The organism is Marinobacter suaedae, from assembly GCF_030519635.1.
Taxonomy (GTDB): Bacteria; Pseudomonadota; Gammaproteobacteria; order Pseudomonadales; family Oleiphilaceae; genus Marinobacter; species Marinobacter suaedae.
This window is the reverse complement of the sequence record NZ_JAUMIS010000002.1, coordinates 351,392-366,646: the sequence shown is the minus strand read 5'-3', so window position 1 is coordinate 366,646 and position 15,255 is coordinate 351,392. Positions and strand designations below refer to the sequence as shown.

Genomic DNA, 15,255 nt, shown 5'->3' with positions numbered 1-15,255 from the left:
GTGAGTGCAAGAGGTCCGGCTACTAAAAATATACGGTCTGCCCTATGTCACGAGGGTGCTTCATTTGATGAAAGCAAATGACAGCGCCAACCTGATTCCGCAGGCGGTTTTCTCGTTCCATGAAGGGTTCCTTGTCAAACACTATATATCCAATGCTATGTTGGCGTTGGGCGTTGCTTTGCGCCAGTTGCAATTCGGAAGGTTGAGCGCTGCTTGACCGCCCGACAAGTAACGCAGGTGCCCATCAACCAGCACCACAACAAGTGCGGGCCTCTAAGCAGTCAGCGTGCTCGCCTTCGCCTCATCAATTTCAGCCCCAAGAAGCCAACGCCCAGGAGGCCGAGGGTGCTGGGCTCGGGAACGGGGGCAGCGTCTCCTCGAACAAGCAAGCTACCATAATTGCGATCATTGAGATCAGTATTAACGGTCCCTGGATTGATCATTGTGGCATCGAGTCCATATTCGAGGTAAAACCAACCGGTGGGAGGATATCCAACATTCGAATAGGCTACTCCGTAAAATCCTTTACAACTAAGAGATGGATCAGAAGAGCACTCATCTTCTGATCCATAAAAGAAACTTCTTAACTCAGTCATGCCATTCCATAGGGGACCGCGACCTAAGTGTCTAAAAAACCAATCTGCACCGTCACCGTTACTCTCGTGTCCTCCTGAATAGGTGCCGCCCCATAGAGAGTTTAGGAGGGTGGCTGTTTCGAGGCGAGTGGCATACCTCCATCCGTCATCAATGAATCCCCCATAACCGTTCTCTATATCCGTCCTAGAATATCCAGCTGTTGTGTTTATAGATAACCACTCTAGCCCTTGAAGCGCTACAGGCTTACCTCCTTCAGTATAAAACTCTCCGGAAATTATAACTGCATGTGATACTGAGGAAAAAAGTAAGAAGTATATTAATAGTGTGATTGTTCCTTTTACCTTCATTTGATCCCCCCAACAAGAGAATAGCTGTGTCACCGGATGATATTAATAGCGCTTTATTATATTATTTAAAGCAATAAGTGTGCCGGAATTACATTGCTAGTTAAAACAGTATCTTGTAAAAATCTAACAAGAATGATCAATTTTTATGTAAATATTTTCGACATGTCTTGGTGTGTACTTCAACCCATGGGTTTCAAGGGATTCCGGGTTGTTCGCTTTTCCAAAACAGTAGGAGCGAATCAGCAAGGCCAGCCAGGTATTAATTGCGTTTACGATAACGTCTGATAAACGCTTTGGACTTACCCCGGTACACTAGACACTCCAGGCCTATGATTGGATTATCCCCAGATAGCACTACAACCTGGAGCCTCAAACGGAGGCATTTCTGGAGGCCTTGATCGGCCATTCTGAATGTCCGCTATGCGACCTGATTTTCCGTTTTCAGGGAATTGGCCAAACCGTTTTGGATGTCGGGTTTATTTACATTTCATGCGTTTTTCGTTTTGATCAAAAGAATTCATGCCCATAAAAACAGCAAGTTCAAATCATTGGAATAGATATTGATTGATAGAGCTAGGAGCAAAATTCTAACAAGAAAAGGCAAAAGGATTTTCGGTATGAAGCTACTTGCTATCGCTGTTTCCATGCTCGTAAGCACTACCCTCTGTGCAAGGCCTATCACCTACGTGTTTGGTGGCTCTATTACGAATGTCTCCGATAGCCGATTTCAAGCCAATCTGGAAGCTGGTCAAGCAAATCCAGACGCCTATGATTGGTGGCCCGAGGTCGGAGATCGGTATCAAGGGTTTATTACTTACGATTTGGATACATTGATTTACAGCGATCCCGGAGATTCCCTAAACAAATATGATCCCTGCTGGATACATGATATTTGCGGCGGACTAGTCGAATTTCGGATTAAGCTAGGAAATTTGTGGCTGTCGTATGATAGCGCCAGTGATCAAGCAACTCCCTATAGCATAAGCTGGTGGGCAGAGGATGAGGTTAGGTTTACTGGGATGGGAAACTGGATGGATCAATTCGACAGTTTTACTTTTAACGAAGGAAGCTTTTCAGGTGTGCATAATCTTTATTTTGATGGCATGGCGGGAAAGGCTGATCGGTGGGTAAAAGTCTCCGAGCCCTCGACACTTAGCCTGTACGCCTTGGGGCTGGGAATATTGGTGTATCGCCGGAGTTTGAGCCGGAAGAAAGGGCCCCGTTAAACCCCCTAAAAACTGGCATTGCGTGGCCTGAAAGTTCGTCAGATAGCACTCATACTTGAAGGGCGATTCGTCCCTTTAGTCTTGCAGCCGTGGATCAGGCTCTTTGATCGCGTGGACGGTCTTGTCACTGGAAACAATGCATGCTGCCGCAACTCTAATGAGCGCGTACGGGAGCAGAGGCAGAAAGAGGGAGTGCCAGAAACTAATTGCGACAACCCAAAAAATCGTCGAGACGGCAAGCGCCTCATTGATTTGTTGCAGCTGGAGGCCGAGTTACCTTTCGGGGCAAGACCTGTTGATAGTCTCATGGAGATGGTTATCAATAGAAGGCTCAACCTTCGAGAACTTTGCCTTGTCGCAGAAAAAGCCAGTAAACTCGATCTACGAGACACAGATTTAGATACTTTGATAAAGGCGATTAGTGAAAGAGCTTCTTAACTGCTGTGTTTTTAGCAGAGATTCCAGACCACTGTAAGGCCCCGACACCCCTATATTCAGCCAGGCGCTGCCAATTGACTTGCCCCGATACGGATGGCACCAAACCCCTGAAAAGAAGCCATTCGGACTTTGATCTGAATGTCCGCTTTGCGACCCGAGCTGTCACATAATGGTTTCAATGCCACTTATCTGTGGTGAAAAAGTAAGGGCGAAACACAAGGACTCCGGAGCCACTCTGTTCAGTTTTTTCGACCGAAAAAACGGCGACCAATGGTCGCCGTTTTTATCTATATCCTTAACGCTGGCAAAGCTTAGCCACACTTAAGGTAAATGGCTTGAGCTGATGGCTGCCTTTTTCGTTTGCCCGCAAGGGGCGGTGTGTGTGAAGCGGGCGTTGTTAAACAGAGTGTTATTGGTATGGGCAGAATATATACCATTTAACATAATATACATTATGCGCACCTATGAGTGGTATTGATCGGGGGTGCGGGCAAGCTTTGGTAGACGTCCCGGAAAAAACTCTAACGTGGGATCGTGGCACGGAGATGGTCACACACGCCAACTTCACGTTGGCCACTGACATCCAGGTGTACTTCTGTGATCCCAGGAGTCCCTGGCAAAGAGGCTCAAATGAAAACACCAACCGGCTGCTCAGGCATAACTTGCCCAAAGGCACCGACCTGTCAGTACACTCACAGGCTCGGTTGCATCGACCGATTGAATTCACCTCGCAGAGCGAACGTTCAGAAAACAATCATTGCTGAGTTTCAGGCGGTGTCTCTCATCGGCCCCTAAGTGGTTCATTGAGAGAGGTTCCGCTTTTCCGTTCGCCCCAGCCCCAGCATTCCAACCTGATGTAACTACCACATTTCAGCGACGTTTTAGTCACATTCGCGTTGTTATCCTCCCAGCGTTTCGTCACATAAATTCGGCCGATTCCTGGGAGGAAAGCAAATGAGCTGGCACTTGAGAGAGGTATCGTGGTGGACTCTGTGGGCGCTCTTGATTGGCTTTCCACTTTTTACCCACGCGCAAGAGGCGCCCGGTGCGCTGACCATCATTGTCAAAAACCAGAATACGGATCGGCCCCTCTCAACCGTGCAGATTTCGCTCACAGAGCGGGAGACCGGGGTCACTCAGTCTCTAGAAACTGATTCAGAAGGTCGTGTTGTCGTTGATCAGCTGGACCCGGGCCTCTACTCGGTGAACCTGGCCAAAAGCGGGTTCGCCTCCGCCTTTGAGCCAAGCGTTCGCGTGGTTACTCGCAAGAATATCAAGATTGAGTTCGAGCTGAGGGAGCAGCCAATTGAGGAAGTGGTGGTTTTAGGCCAGCAAGCGGAAGTACTGGCATCACCGAGCAGCACCTTCCTTGATCGAGAAGCATTACGAGGTGCCGTAGGCGGTGGCGCAGATCCCCTGCTCTCTCTGGACGGCTTACCTGGACTGGCATCTGCAAATGAGTTTGCTAGTTTCAGTGTCCGCGGTCGTGGCCCAAGGGACAACTTGTTGTTCGTTGATGAGTTTCCCTTTGATAAAGCGGTGCACTTTGATGCGACCCTGGGTGAAGAAGAGGATGTCGGCGGTGGCGGCCGCTTCTCGATTTTCGCACCGAATGTCATCAGTGGTGCGGAGTTCTCTCCGGGTGGCTGGGGCCCAGCTTATGGTGGCCGTGCGGCATCGCTCCTGAAACTGGACGTCGCAGATGGCAACCCCAGTCCGTCGGCAAGTTTGCGCCTCGACCTGGCGGGCTATGAAGTGGGCTACGACGGCCCTACCGGGATCACCGACGACTCTACGCTGCTTGTATCCGCCCGGCGCCTGGATTTCGGTCAGCTGTTCGAAACCATCGAAGAGCTCGACATTGGTGACCCCGTTATAAGAGACGTCATCGTAAAGTCGGTGAACCCCATTAACGACTACAACACGGTCGAAGTTCTGCTGATCGACACCCACGAAGACTACACCCGCGACGTGTTCAACGTGGCCGAATCTCCCAACTTCGAGGACACGGCGCTTCAGGACGCTGAACAAGACAGCGACCTGTACGGCCTGACACTCCGATCGTTGGTTGGTGATACGGCCGTTCTGACCAACAAAGTTTATTACCGCTCCAGCGACAAGATCAGTTCAGAGGGCGAGGCCTTTCCCGAGCAAGCACCTGAAGGGGCGTCTCCTTCCGATTATCCAGTACGGGAAGACATCATCACCGTCGGTGAAGAAGAAACAGAGATCGGCTGGCGAAGTGACTTCGAGACATTGAATCAATGGGGTGTTTTCAACGGCGGCCTTCAGGTGACGCAGGTAGAGCTGGACTACAACACGGTTCTGGACGGCGATTGGATCCGATTTGTCTATGACCAGAATGATTTCAGGCCAGACCCCAACCAGCGCTACATCGTGCTGACGCCAGAGAACATCAACTCCTCCCTCAATCGCAAAGAGACGAGCTATGCCGGTTATGTCGAGCAGGTTTTTGAAGTCGGGGATTGGGACTTTGGCACGGGGCTGCGCCTTGAACGTGACGGTTTTACCGATGAAAACCTTGCGTCGCCCCGGTTCAGCGTCAACTGGCGCCCGAACAACGCTGTCAGGTATTTCGCGACCGCAGGGCTCTTCTATCAGTCGCCCCGGTATTTAGAGCTTGCCGCCGACGAGTCAAACGACCTCAAAAACGAAAAAATCACCCACAGCAGTATTGGTGTCGAGTACTTCCCCAACTACAACTGGTCGATTTTAACGGAGGCCTACTACCAAATCCTCGACGACCTTGTTGTGGATCAAGACCGGGCAGACGGTACGTTTGACAACATCGGTGAAGGCACGTCCTACGGTGTTGATTTCGTGGTGAACGGGACGATCACCGAAGGCTTGTACGCTACTGCCACCTATTCCTACAACGACGCCGTGGTCGACCGGAAAGACGGACGGGGCGATGTCGCCGCTGAATTTAGCCGCAAGCACGTCGCTACCCTCGGCCTCACCTGGGAAATTAACGACCGCTGGAAGGTCGCCGCGCGCTACAAATACCTGTCTGGCCGGCCAGACGACCGGTTTGTGATTTACGAGGACGTGTTGGGACCAGGCGAACCCCTGCGCTACTCGAAAGAGATCACTGAGACCAGTGTTGGCCGCAAGAGCGGTTCTGGTTCATTGAACGCTCGCGTGGACTACCGGCGCGCCTTTGGCCCCGTCGATCTGACGGCGTTTCTCGATGTCATCAACGTGACGGCAACGTCGTCGAGCGACGACACCGAGTTTGACTATCGCCGGGGCGTTGAAGTGAAGGACGACGCTGAGGCGGAACCCTTGATTGGCCTGCGGCTGGACTATGCCTGGTAAGGGACAGAGACCATGAGAACCCGAAGTAAGCCCATGAAACGCTGCTTGTCACTGCTTCTATGGTGCGGTTGGAGCGCCGTATCGCTGCCCTGTTCTGCGCTGGCTGCAGACCTGGAGCAGGTCACCGGCACCAACAACGCTGCAAACGAGGCCGCAAAGGCCTCGCAACAGCGAATCGACAGCGTGGCGGAACAAACGGACAAGCTGCTCAGTGAATACCGGATGGTCATCAAAGAGATCGATGGCCTGCGGGTTTACAACGGGCAACTGAAAAAGCAGATCGCCAGTCAGATGAGCGAATTGGAGTCGCTGCGTGACTCTATCGACCGCGTAACGGTGATCGAGCGTCAGGTCATTCCCTTGATGTTGCGGATGGTGGATGGCCTGCGCCAATTCGTGGAACTGGACGTGCCGTTCCTAGAGCAGGAACGTCAGGAGCGGCTTGAGAATCTTGAATCGCTCATGGACCGTGCGGATGTTTCGGTCGCAGAGAAGTTTCGAAAGGTACTGGAAGCCTATCAAATTGAAAACGAGTACGGGCGCACCATCGAAGCCTACTCGGGCACCCTTGACCTTGACGGCACTCCCCGCGAAGTCGATTTTCTGCGCATTGGCCGGGTGTCGCTCATATACCAAACGGAGAACGCACAGCACAGCGGCCTCTGGGATCAAACTGAACGCCAATGGGTCTCACTGCCCGATCAGTATCGATCGCCGATCAAGGAAGGTTTGCGCATTGCCCGCAAGGAAGTGGCGCCAAACCTGTTGAAATTACCCGTACCCGGACCGGAGGCGGCGGAATGAATCCTATTAAGCGCGCCTATCTGCCGGTGATTTGTTCCTTACTGCTGGCTTTCAATGCCGGCGCGGCTACCCCGGTTCAAGATCTGGATTCGCTGCTGGAACTGGTGAAACAGGGAAAACTGGCGGAAGACAAGGAAAACCAGGCCCGGGAAGCCCGCTTCAAGGCCGCCCGAGATGACCAGGCGGTGCTCCTGGCTGAAGCCAGGGCCACCCGCGAACAGGAAGAAACCCAAAGTACCGAGTTGGAAAAGGCTTTCGAAGAGAATGAACAGAATCTGGCGGAACTGCAGGCATCGCTTGATGAGCGGCTGGGTTCACTGAAAGAGTTGTTCGGCGTGCTGCAGCAGGTAGCCGGTGACACGGCCAGCAATTTTGAGAATTCCATTATCAGTGCGCAGTTCAAAGGCCGGGGCGATTTCCTCTCGGCTCTGGCACAAAAGATGGGGACCAGTTCGCAGCTCGCCTCCATTGAGGAAATGGAACGCCTGTGGTTCGAGTTGCAGCGGGAGATGACGGAGTCCGGAAAGGTGGTCAGGTTTGCCACCACGGTGGTGGATCAGACCGGTCTGGAACAGCAAGGCGACGTCATCCGTGTGGGCGCTTTTAATCTGGTGTCCGATGGCAAATACCTCCGTTATAACCACAGCACCAACAAGGTCGCGGAACTGGTGCGTCAACCTTCCAGCCGTTTTACCGAAACCACCCGTGATCTGGCCTCAGCCAACCCCGGAGCGTTGGTTCCATTCGGCATCGACCCCACGCGAGGCGCACTGCTGGAAGCGCTGATCAAGGAACCGAACCTGCGGGAGCGGGTCGAGTCGGGTGGCATCGTCGGTTATATCATTATTGCGGTTGGCATCCTGGCCTTGCTGTTGGCGCTCGAACGCATCATCACGCTTTCCCTGACGCGCAGCAAAATTAAATCCCAGATGAAGTCCTCGGAAGTGAAAAACAACAACCCTTTGGGACGGGTGTTGGCGGTTCACAAGGAAAACCGCGCCGTGGACCCGGATACGCTCGAACTGAAACTGGCGGAAGCCATTATCCGAGAGAGACCGCGCCTGGAGCGGTTTATTCCCCTACTGAAGATCATTGCCGTCGCAGCGCCGCTGATGGGGCTGCTGGGTACGGTAATCGGCATGATTCTGACCTTCCAGGCCATAACCCTGTTTGGCACCGGCGATCCCAAGCTCATGGCGGGCGGCATATCCCAGGCCCTGGTGACCACGGTGCTGGGTCTGCTGGTGGCTATTCCCACGGTGTTCATGCACAGCATCGCGAGCACCATGGCAAAGGGCGTGGTTCATACTCTGGAGGAGCAAAGCGCGGGATTGATCGCAGAACGGATGGAGCAGCAGGAACATGGCCACACTGCTTGATGCCTATGAAGCCATTCTGATCTTTCTGGAAACTGGTGGCGACGTCCTGACGATCATCGGCGTCACCATCCTTGTTATGTGGACGCTGATTCTCGAACGGGTCTGGTTCTTTCAGACTCAATACCGTGCGAATCGGCGCCGAACGCTGGCGCATTGGCAGGGACGAGCCGACCGCAAATCCTGGTGCGCGCTACGAATCAGGCAAGCACTGATTTCCAGGTGCAAGCAGTCGTTGACCGCCACCCTGCCGCTGATTCAAGCGCTGGTTGCCATCTGTCCCCTACTCGGCCTGCTGGGCACGGTGACCGGGATGATCGAAGTGTTTTCATCCATCTCTTTGGTCGGCACCGGCAATGCGCGGGTGATGGCATCGGGCGTCTCCAAGGCCACCATCCCTACGATGGCCGGCATGGTGGGTGCCCTGTCCGGGTTGTTCGCGATCACCTATCTAAAACGTTTCGCCCAACGGGAAAGCGAGCTTATCGAAGATCGCCTGACCATCGATTAATGCACTGCGAGAGGAACCATTCATGCGCCGAGCCTTGGGCAAACTCCAGACAGAGGAAGATGAATCGGACATTGATCTCACACCCATGCTGGACGTGGTGTTCATCATGTTGATTTTCTTCATTGTTACTGCGTCCTTCGTGAAGGAAGCGGGCATTGATGTCAATAAGCCCGAAGCCACCACGGCCGTCATGAAGGAACGGGCTAATATTCTTGTCGCCATTGATTCGCGTAACCAGATCTGGATCGACAAACGGCAGGTGGACCCCCGCTCCGTGCGCGCCAACATCGAACGACTGCACGCGGAAAATCCCCAGGGTACCGTGGTTATCCAGGCCGACAAGGACTCCAAAAATGAACGATTGGTGCAAGTGATGGACGCGGCCAGGGCGGCTGGGGTCTATAACGTGGCCATTGCCGCCAATGAACGCTGACGGCTATTAATACCAATGTTTCCAAGATTGATCGTCGCTATTGTTCCCGCAGGTCTGGTGACCCTGGGTTTGTTCGTGGCCATGGTTACCGTTATCAGCACGGCCAACAACGAACTGAAGGATGACAACGAACGCTACCTGGTGGACTTTGTTCGTCTTCAGCAAGAAGAGACCTTGCAGCCCCGGGAACGCAAACCGGAAAAGCCCCCGGAGCCAGAGCAACCGCCTCCAGAACCAGCGACACCCAAGTTTGAAAGCCCTCGAATGGATGAAACGCCATCTAATTTATCCGGCCCTCCCCTGGCCCTGGAGTCCGGCCTCGACATTGCCACCGGTTTCGGTTTGAGCGCTTCCGACGGCGACTACTTGCCCATTGTGAAAGTTCAGCCGGTCTACCCGCGTCGGGCTTTGTCTCGGGGCATTGAGGGTTATGTCCTTCTGGAGTTCACCGTGACCCGAACCGGGGCGGTCAAGGACCCGGTGATCATCGAGTCTGATCCGCCAAACGTGTTTGACGATGCCGCCGTCCGTGCGGCGCTGAAGTTCAAATACAAACCCAAAGTCGTCAACGGGGAAGCCGTGGATGTGGCGGGCGTCCAGAATCGAATTACCTTTCGGCTAGAACAATGAAAACAGGCAGAGCGAAACCAACCCCGATGTCGCTAATGAAAACGCTGGCTTTCACCGCCGGCTTCGGCGTAGTAAGCGCGCTGCTGCAATTACCTGAGGTGGTGCACGCGCAGACTGCCCAAGACAGCGCCGAGCGGAAAACCGTCACCACGCCCACGATGCGGGAAAGGGTTTACAGTGTTTTGTCCCAAGCCCAGAAAAAAGCCGAAGAGAATCTGACCTCCGAGGCCATCACGACCCTGGATCGACTGCAAGATCGGGGCGGCCTGAACAGCTACGAAGTCGCTATGATGTGGAAATCCTACGCCTCACTCTATTTTTCCCAGGACAATTACGATGGCGCCATTCAGGCGTACCAGAACCTGCTAGATCAACGCGACTTGCCCGAAGCCCTGGAAACCGAGGCCCTCTACAGCCTGGGGCAGCTGTATTTTGTGCGCGAGGATTACAAGAGCGCGATCGAGCTGTTTGAACGCTGGTTCAAAAAGGTGACCAACCCTGCTCCGAAGGCTTACGTTTTCCTTGCGCAGGCCTACTATCAAATTGAGGAGTTTGGCAAAGCCCTGAAGCCAGCTCGGGAGGCCGTGGCGGTTTTGGAAAATCAGGGCGAGGTGCCCAGAGAAGACTGGTATATGCTGCTGCGCGCGGTTCACTTCGAACTGAATGATTACACCGCCATGGCCAGGGTGTTGGAAAAGTTGGTGAAACACTACCCGAAGAAAAGCTATTGGATGCAACTGTCCGACGTTTACGGTGAGCTTAAACAGGCAGACAAGCGACTCAGTGCCCTGGAGATCGCCTACCGTCAGAATCTGTTGAGTGAGGAAAAGGAGCTGATCAAGCTGGCCCAGTTGCTCCTGCGGGCAGGCGTACCCTACAAAGCCGCCAGAGTTCTGGAAAAAGGAATGAAAAACGGCAGCATCAGCGAGAACGAGGACAACCTACTGCTGCTTTCCAGCGCCTGGTCCATGGCCCAGGAAGCCGAGAAATCTTTGCCTGCGCTGATCAGGGCGGCCAATCTGTCAAACACCGGAGAATTGGAAGTGCGCCTCGGCCAAACCTATTTTCAATTGGATCAGTGGGAGCAGGCTGTCGCTTTCATTCGAAAGGGTCTGGAAAAAGGTGAGCTGGGTCAGGCCGACAACGCTTACCTGTTGTTGGGGCTGTCCTTCTACAATCTGGACCGGCTGAATGAGGCCATAGATAGCTTCCGTCAGGCAGCGAATTACGATGACAGTATAGATGAAGCGCGTCGTTGGATTCAGTATCTTGAGAAGGAGAAACAACGACGCGAACAACTGGCCCGCAACTGATTTACCCCTGATAACGGAGAGCAGCAGATGGAAAACGTGCTTGGTGTGGCGCCGATGAGAGTGTTGATCGTCGAGGACAACCGCGACATATGCGAGAACATCGCTGCGTACCTTGGAAAGCATAACTATGTTCTGGACTTTGCCTATGACGGCATCAGCGCGATGTACCTGGCGTTGACCAATCCAATCGACGTTATTGTTTTGGACCTGATGCTTCCTGGAATGGATGGTCTGAGCTTTTGCAAGAAGCTTCGAGCTGACGCTAAAGCAGAAACCCCCGTGCTTATGCTTACGGCGAGAGACACGCTTGACGATAAACTCAAAGGTTTCGAGGCGGGAGCTGATGACTATCTCGTCAAGCCATTCGCCTTGCAGGAACTCCATGCGCGATTGCAGGCGTTGTATCGACGTAGTCACGGGAAAACCGACGATCTGTTAACGGTTGGTGATCTGACGATGAACAGGTCCACACTGCAAGTGCATCGTGCAGGACGGCGTGTCGATCTCACCCCCGCTTGCATGAAACTGCTACAACGACTAATGGAGGCGGCGCCATCCGTTGTCTCTCGGGATGACCTCGAAACCCTGTTATGGGCTGACGAGCGGCCCGATGGGGATGCCCTCCGTTCGCATTTGTACAAGCTACGTCAGGCTATCGATCGGCCGTTCGATAGACCGCTGATTCATACCGTACATCGCATTGGATACCGAATTGCAGAGGATGCTCAGTAATGTATCGGCACAGTTTACGCACGCGTGTCGCGATTGCCTTTGCAATGTGCGTTGCGGTGCTCAGCGTGGCCTGGGGATTCGCCTTCTTCGGTGCGATCAAGTTAACTGAAGACCGTGTGCTGCAGCAGCAGCTCCAGCGTGCGGCAAAGAGCTATCCCTCTATGCCGATGGACCTTCGTGGATACGATGATATCGGTAGCTTGCCTGAATCACTGAGGGGATTGGCCCAAACAAACCCGAGTGAAGGATTGTACGAATTCGAGGAAAAAGAACTGCATGTGGCGGTGGTACCTACCGACAATGAGCAGCGACGTGGCTTTGTGGTTTTCGATGTGGCCGGGATTGAAGCTGCGTCGTCAGAGGACTGGTGGTGGCTACTCTTTATCGCCGGTGCTGTAGCGGCGCTCGCTGCTCTTGGTTTCGGGTTGGGCATTATTGTTATGCGCAAAGCTGTCGCCCCCGTGGTGCAACTCGCCAGCGCCGTCGCTGACATCAACCCAGAACAACTTACAGCCGAAGATCATAAGCGCATTGAGGCCAAACGGTTTGGCGATGATGAGGTTGGCGTGCTTGCCCGGACCATCGAGAAGACCTTTGAGCGTATCAGCGCATTTGTTGAGAGGGAACGTTACTTTACCAGTTCTGCCAGTCATGAGTTGCGGACACCAATCACCGTGATAACAGGCGCACTTGAGCTGCTGGAACAAAGCGATCTGCCAGCAACCGATGTGAAGGCGCTTAATCGAGTGAAGCGCGCGACCCTCGATATGAGAACCACGATTGAAATGTTCCTGTGCCTCGCTCGCGAAACCGACGATGGATTGTATGACGAAGAGTTTTCAGTGATGCCACTGGTGAGCAAGGCTATTGATCAGCAGCGCTATCTTCTGAGCCGAAAATCCCTCGACGTCGAGATCGAAGAACTCGCGAAACCAAACGTCAAAGGACATCCGCAGGCCTTTTTCATTGCGGTGAATAACCTGGTGCGCAATGCATTTGAACACACGCTCAACGCGCAGGGATCGATCACAATTCGCATCAAAGAGCATGAGCTCTTGGTCACCAATCAGGTGAATGGTGATGCTCATGAGCGGCAAACACCGGCTATGGAATCGCAGTCTCATGGGTATGGTTTAGGTTTGGGCATTGTGCAGCGTCTGTGTGAGCGCAACGGCTGGTCGTTTTCTCTACTCGCCGATGAGAAACATGTAGTCGCTCGTCTTTCCTGGTGATAGCAGGGGAACCAAGTTGAGCTCTTTCCCTTTCTCATTCAGTTTGTCGGTCGTGCCGCCACGTCTGAATGGGCTCTTTAGATGGCGCTGAGCCAATGAACTGAATGTTCGCTTTTGTTTAGATAGGTGCCCTGCAAATTGAGCCCCCCGCATCCTATGACTTCCTCGTTCTGAGCGTGGAAGTATCGATCCCGTAATCGGACGACAGATTTGGTACTTTGTGTGGAAATCGGAATGAGCGCCCTATTCTAGGATCTACTTTAAGTTTGTTTAGTAATTTGACTGAAATTTGAAGGTGTGGAGCTGGGAGGGGCAAGGTTTGTTTGGCGCTCCGACCGGTAAGGCATTCGGAGCGCCAGGTAACGAGTGGCGTGCTGTTTAGTTGTCCCTTTCCGCTTTCGGCCGGGTACACCTTTGCAGGCTTAAAACCTGCACCATAAGCCTGAATTTATCGAAGGACTCACCTGTTATATGCCTGTGGCGATCCTGATGGTCGGGCTCCAGGGCCGCCGAACGCGCTATTAGAGCAGGTAATATAAAAACCCTTAACCCCCTGAATAAGCCTCCGTTTACCGCGCCAGCGCAAAACGGTCTGCTAGATTCACTTGTTATGTTCACTGGGGTTGGCCGTATTCCTCGAAGGACTTCTCAACACCCAGATGAACTTTATATTCAACATACCGGGAGATCTTTAGCTCCTCATTTTCAAATTTTTCCCTTTCCTTCACAGCCTCCATTGAGGGCCAGCTTTCTACGCCGATATATTCCCATTCGTCATCGCTTTGGGTGCAATCGATCATGGAAATTGCCTTCATACCCAATGCGTCAAGATTAGCTCTATCCCTGGCCATAAACTGTCTTTGTTCTTCCTCAGAAAGCTGGAAAAACGCTGGCTTCATTTTGGCAAAAAACAGCCTGACAATAAGCGCTTCTTTTTTCATTTGGAAAGGTCCGCGTATTGTGGAACAAGAACCAAACGCCAAGCACACCGGCCTCGCGTAGCGAGGTCCAGCCCACACAGTGGGCGATGGTGATGCGCCTTGCTATGCGTTTCACTTAATGCCAACACGTATTTCACCATGCGCTTGCCCACAGGGTTCTCCATGAAAATTGAACAGTGTAGCCTCGGAAAATATAATATTGCCGATCTTTCTTAGGACTTTTGAAGTTGCATAAAACCTATTTCTTTCAACCGGCTTTACAAACCGTATATTCACATTTGATGTAGCGAAATTTCCCTCAGATGCATATCCGAGGGCTGACAAACCAATCACCAGATCAAATATCGCTGAAATTACAGCACCGTTTATATACGACTGACCAACACCTCCAATATGTAAATCTTTTATCTCATTCACTTCACATCGAGGATTGGCCGGATCATCCAAATTGACAATGATTCCTAGAGCCTTGGCAAAATCTGAGTCGTTAAAATACCTTTCTATTTCCTGCCAATCACCAGCTTCAATAGACTGAGACAATGTTTGTGATATCTTCACTTTACTCACGGCCAAAACTCCAAACTAACTGTGCGCATAACGCCAAGCTAAACGGCAGGCACTGCGAAGCAGTGGCTGTCCGGTGGAGGCCACGCCCTTTGTGGCCGTAACGTATTTAAGCGCCTGGTTATGTGCCGTTAACCATCCAGGCCGAAACGAATAGGATCCCACTGATGCCGAAGGCCAGCACCGCAAGCCTTTTGGGTACCTTGATCTCAAGCCTCGAAACTCCTTGCAGGATGCCGTGCAAATAAACCGATAAACAAAACGAGGCAATAACCCACACTCCCGCGATGGCCAAAGCTTCAGAGTTATCAGCAGCCTGAATTAGCAAAGCTATTCCGATCGCCACGACGATCAGAACAAAACCGACCACCATAATAAAATCGAAGACATCGTAACGACGATTCATAGCACTACCACATAACAGCTTATTAGTTTGAATTCGCATTAAACCTCAATCGCAGCCTCCCGTCCAAACCGAGATCACACCACCAATTCCCAATCTAATTCATACAGACAGGGGGGCATCAACACGGAATTTTCGGCGCTCTTTCCTGCGAAAAATGTGCATCGAGCTAATCGTGCAAGCTCGTGCAAGTTCAAATCGAGCACTCGGAATTTTCATCAGGTAAAAACATAGGGATACAGAAAGCGCTCTGGGAAAAAGCTTGCACGGCCTGAAAATAAAGCGGCAGGAATCGAGCTTAATTCGAGTGTTTTTCATTATAGCTGTGTTAATGAACAGCTTTTTGGAGGGTGTCGGTGGCAGTGTCAA

General features: G+C 52.4%; 15 protein-coding genes and 1 pseudogene. 12 read left to right on the top strand and 4 right to left on the bottom strand.

The features are described from left to right. Positions 1–67 precede the first annotated feature (67 nt). Positions 68–217: a hypothetical protein gene (locus QVZ43_RS10535; RefSeq protein WP_302909904.1), complete on the top strand. Its 150-nt coding sequence runs from the start codon at positions 68–70 to the stop codon at positions 215–217. A 64-nt stretch (positions 218–281) separates the two neighbouring features. Here the strand turns inward: QVZ43_RS10535 and QVZ43_RS10530 are convergent, their stop codons facing one another. After that, positions 282–944, bottom strand: a complete 663-nt coding sequence (locus QVZ43_RS10530; RefSeq protein WP_302909903.1) for a PEP-CTERM sorting domain-containing protein — start codon at positions 942–944, stop codon at positions 282–284. Positions 945–1,561: 617 nt separating this feature from the next. On the opposite strand from QVZ43_RS10530, the gene QVZ43_RS10525 reads away from it, so the two are divergent. The 11 genes and pseudogenes from QVZ43_RS10525 to QVZ43_RS10475 all read left to right on the top strand — a co-directional run bounded on the left by QVZ43_RS10525 (position 1,562) and on the right by QVZ43_RS10475 (position 12,978). Then, positions 1,562–2,170, top strand: a complete 609-nt coding sequence (locus QVZ43_RS10525; RefSeq protein WP_302909902.1) for a hypothetical protein — start codon at positions 1,562–1,564, stop codon at positions 2,168–2,170. 953 nt (positions 2,171–3,123) lie between these two features. Beyond that, a pseudogene (locus QVZ43_RS10520) lies at positions 3,124–3,372 on the top strand (IS30 family transposase); the annotation flags it as partial. A 190-nt stretch (positions 3,373–3,562) separates the two neighbouring features. Beyond that, positions 3,563–5,947, top strand: a complete 2,385-nt coding sequence (locus QVZ43_RS10515; RefSeq protein ID WP_302909901.1) for a TonB-dependent receptor — start codon at positions 3,563–3,565, stop codon at positions 5,945–5,947. Positions 5,948–5,959: 12 nt separating this feature from the next. Then, positions 5,960–6,751 (top strand): DUF3450 domain-containing protein, encoded by a 792-nt coding sequence (locus tag QVZ43_RS10510; protein WP_302909900.1) that lies wholly within the window; start codon positions 5,960–5,962, stop codon positions 6,749–6,751. Next, on the top strand, positions 6,748–8,130 hold the full coding sequence (locus tag QVZ43_RS10505; protein WP_302909899.1) for a MotA/TolQ/ExbB proton channel family protein: 1,383 nt from the start codon (positions 6,748–6,750) through the stop codon (positions 8,128–8,130). The genes QVZ43_RS10510 and QVZ43_RS10505 overlap by 4 nt, the downstream gene beginning before the upstream one ends. Continuing rightward, positions 8,114–8,638, top strand: coding sequence for a MotA/TolQ/ExbB proton channel family protein (locus QVZ43_RS10500; RefSeq protein ID WP_302909898.1), 525 nt, complete (start codon positions 8,114–8,116; stop codon positions 8,636–8,638). Before QVZ43_RS10505 ends, QVZ43_RS10500 begins: the two co-directional genes overlap by 17 nt. Before the next feature lie 22 nt (positions 8,639–8,660). Then, a complete protein-coding gene (locus QVZ43_RS10495; RefSeq protein WP_302909897.1) occupies positions 8,661–9,071 on the top strand; it encodes an ExbD/TolR family protein in 411 nt (136 codons plus the stop codon). A 15-nt stretch (positions 9,072–9,086) separates the two neighbouring features. After that, complete coding sequence (locus QVZ43_RS10490) at positions 9,087–9,701, top strand: energy transducer TonB (RefSeq protein ID WP_302909896.1); 615 nt, start codon at positions 9,087–9,089, stop codon at positions 9,699–9,701. 35 nt (positions 9,702–9,736) lie between these two features. Then, a complete protein-coding gene (locus QVZ43_RS10485; protein ID WP_302909895.1) occupies positions 9,737–11,014 on the top strand; it encodes a tetratricopeptide repeat protein in 1,278 nt (425 codons plus the stop codon). 54 nt (positions 11,015–11,068) lie between these two features. Next, positions 11,069–11,746, top strand: a complete 678-nt coding sequence (locus tag QVZ43_RS10480; protein ID WP_302910649.1) for a response regulator transcription factor — start codon at positions 11,069–11,071, stop codon at positions 11,744–11,746. Beyond that, on the top strand, positions 11,746–12,978 hold the full coding sequence (locus tag QVZ43_RS10475; RefSeq protein WP_302909894.1) for a sensor histidine kinase: 1,233 nt from the start codon (positions 11,746–11,748) through the stop codon (positions 12,976–12,978). The genes QVZ43_RS10480 and QVZ43_RS10475 overlap by 1 nt, the downstream gene beginning before the upstream one ends. Before the next feature lie 614 nt (positions 12,979–13,592). Here the strand turns inward: QVZ43_RS10475 and QVZ43_RS10470 are convergent. The 3 genes from QVZ43_RS10470 to QVZ43_RS10460 form a co-directional block, all read right to left on the bottom strand. Further along, positions 13,593–13,919 (bottom strand): hypothetical protein, encoded by a 327-nt coding sequence (locus QVZ43_RS10470; protein ID WP_302909893.1) that lies wholly within the window; start codon positions 13,917–13,919, stop codon positions 13,593–13,595. A gap of 111 nt (positions 13,920–14,030) precedes the next feature. Further along, positions 14,031–14,486 (bottom strand): PaaI family thioesterase, encoded by a 456-nt coding sequence (locus QVZ43_RS10465; protein WP_302909892.1) that lies wholly within the window; start codon positions 14,484–14,486, stop codon positions 14,031–14,033. 118 nt (positions 14,487–14,604) lie between these two features. Continuing rightward, on the bottom strand, positions 14,605–14,889 hold the full coding sequence (locus tag QVZ43_RS10460) for a hypothetical protein (RefSeq protein WP_302909891.1): 285 nt from the start codon (positions 14,887–14,889) through the stop codon (positions 14,605–14,607). Between the last annotated feature and the right edge of the window lie 366 nt (positions 14,890–15,255).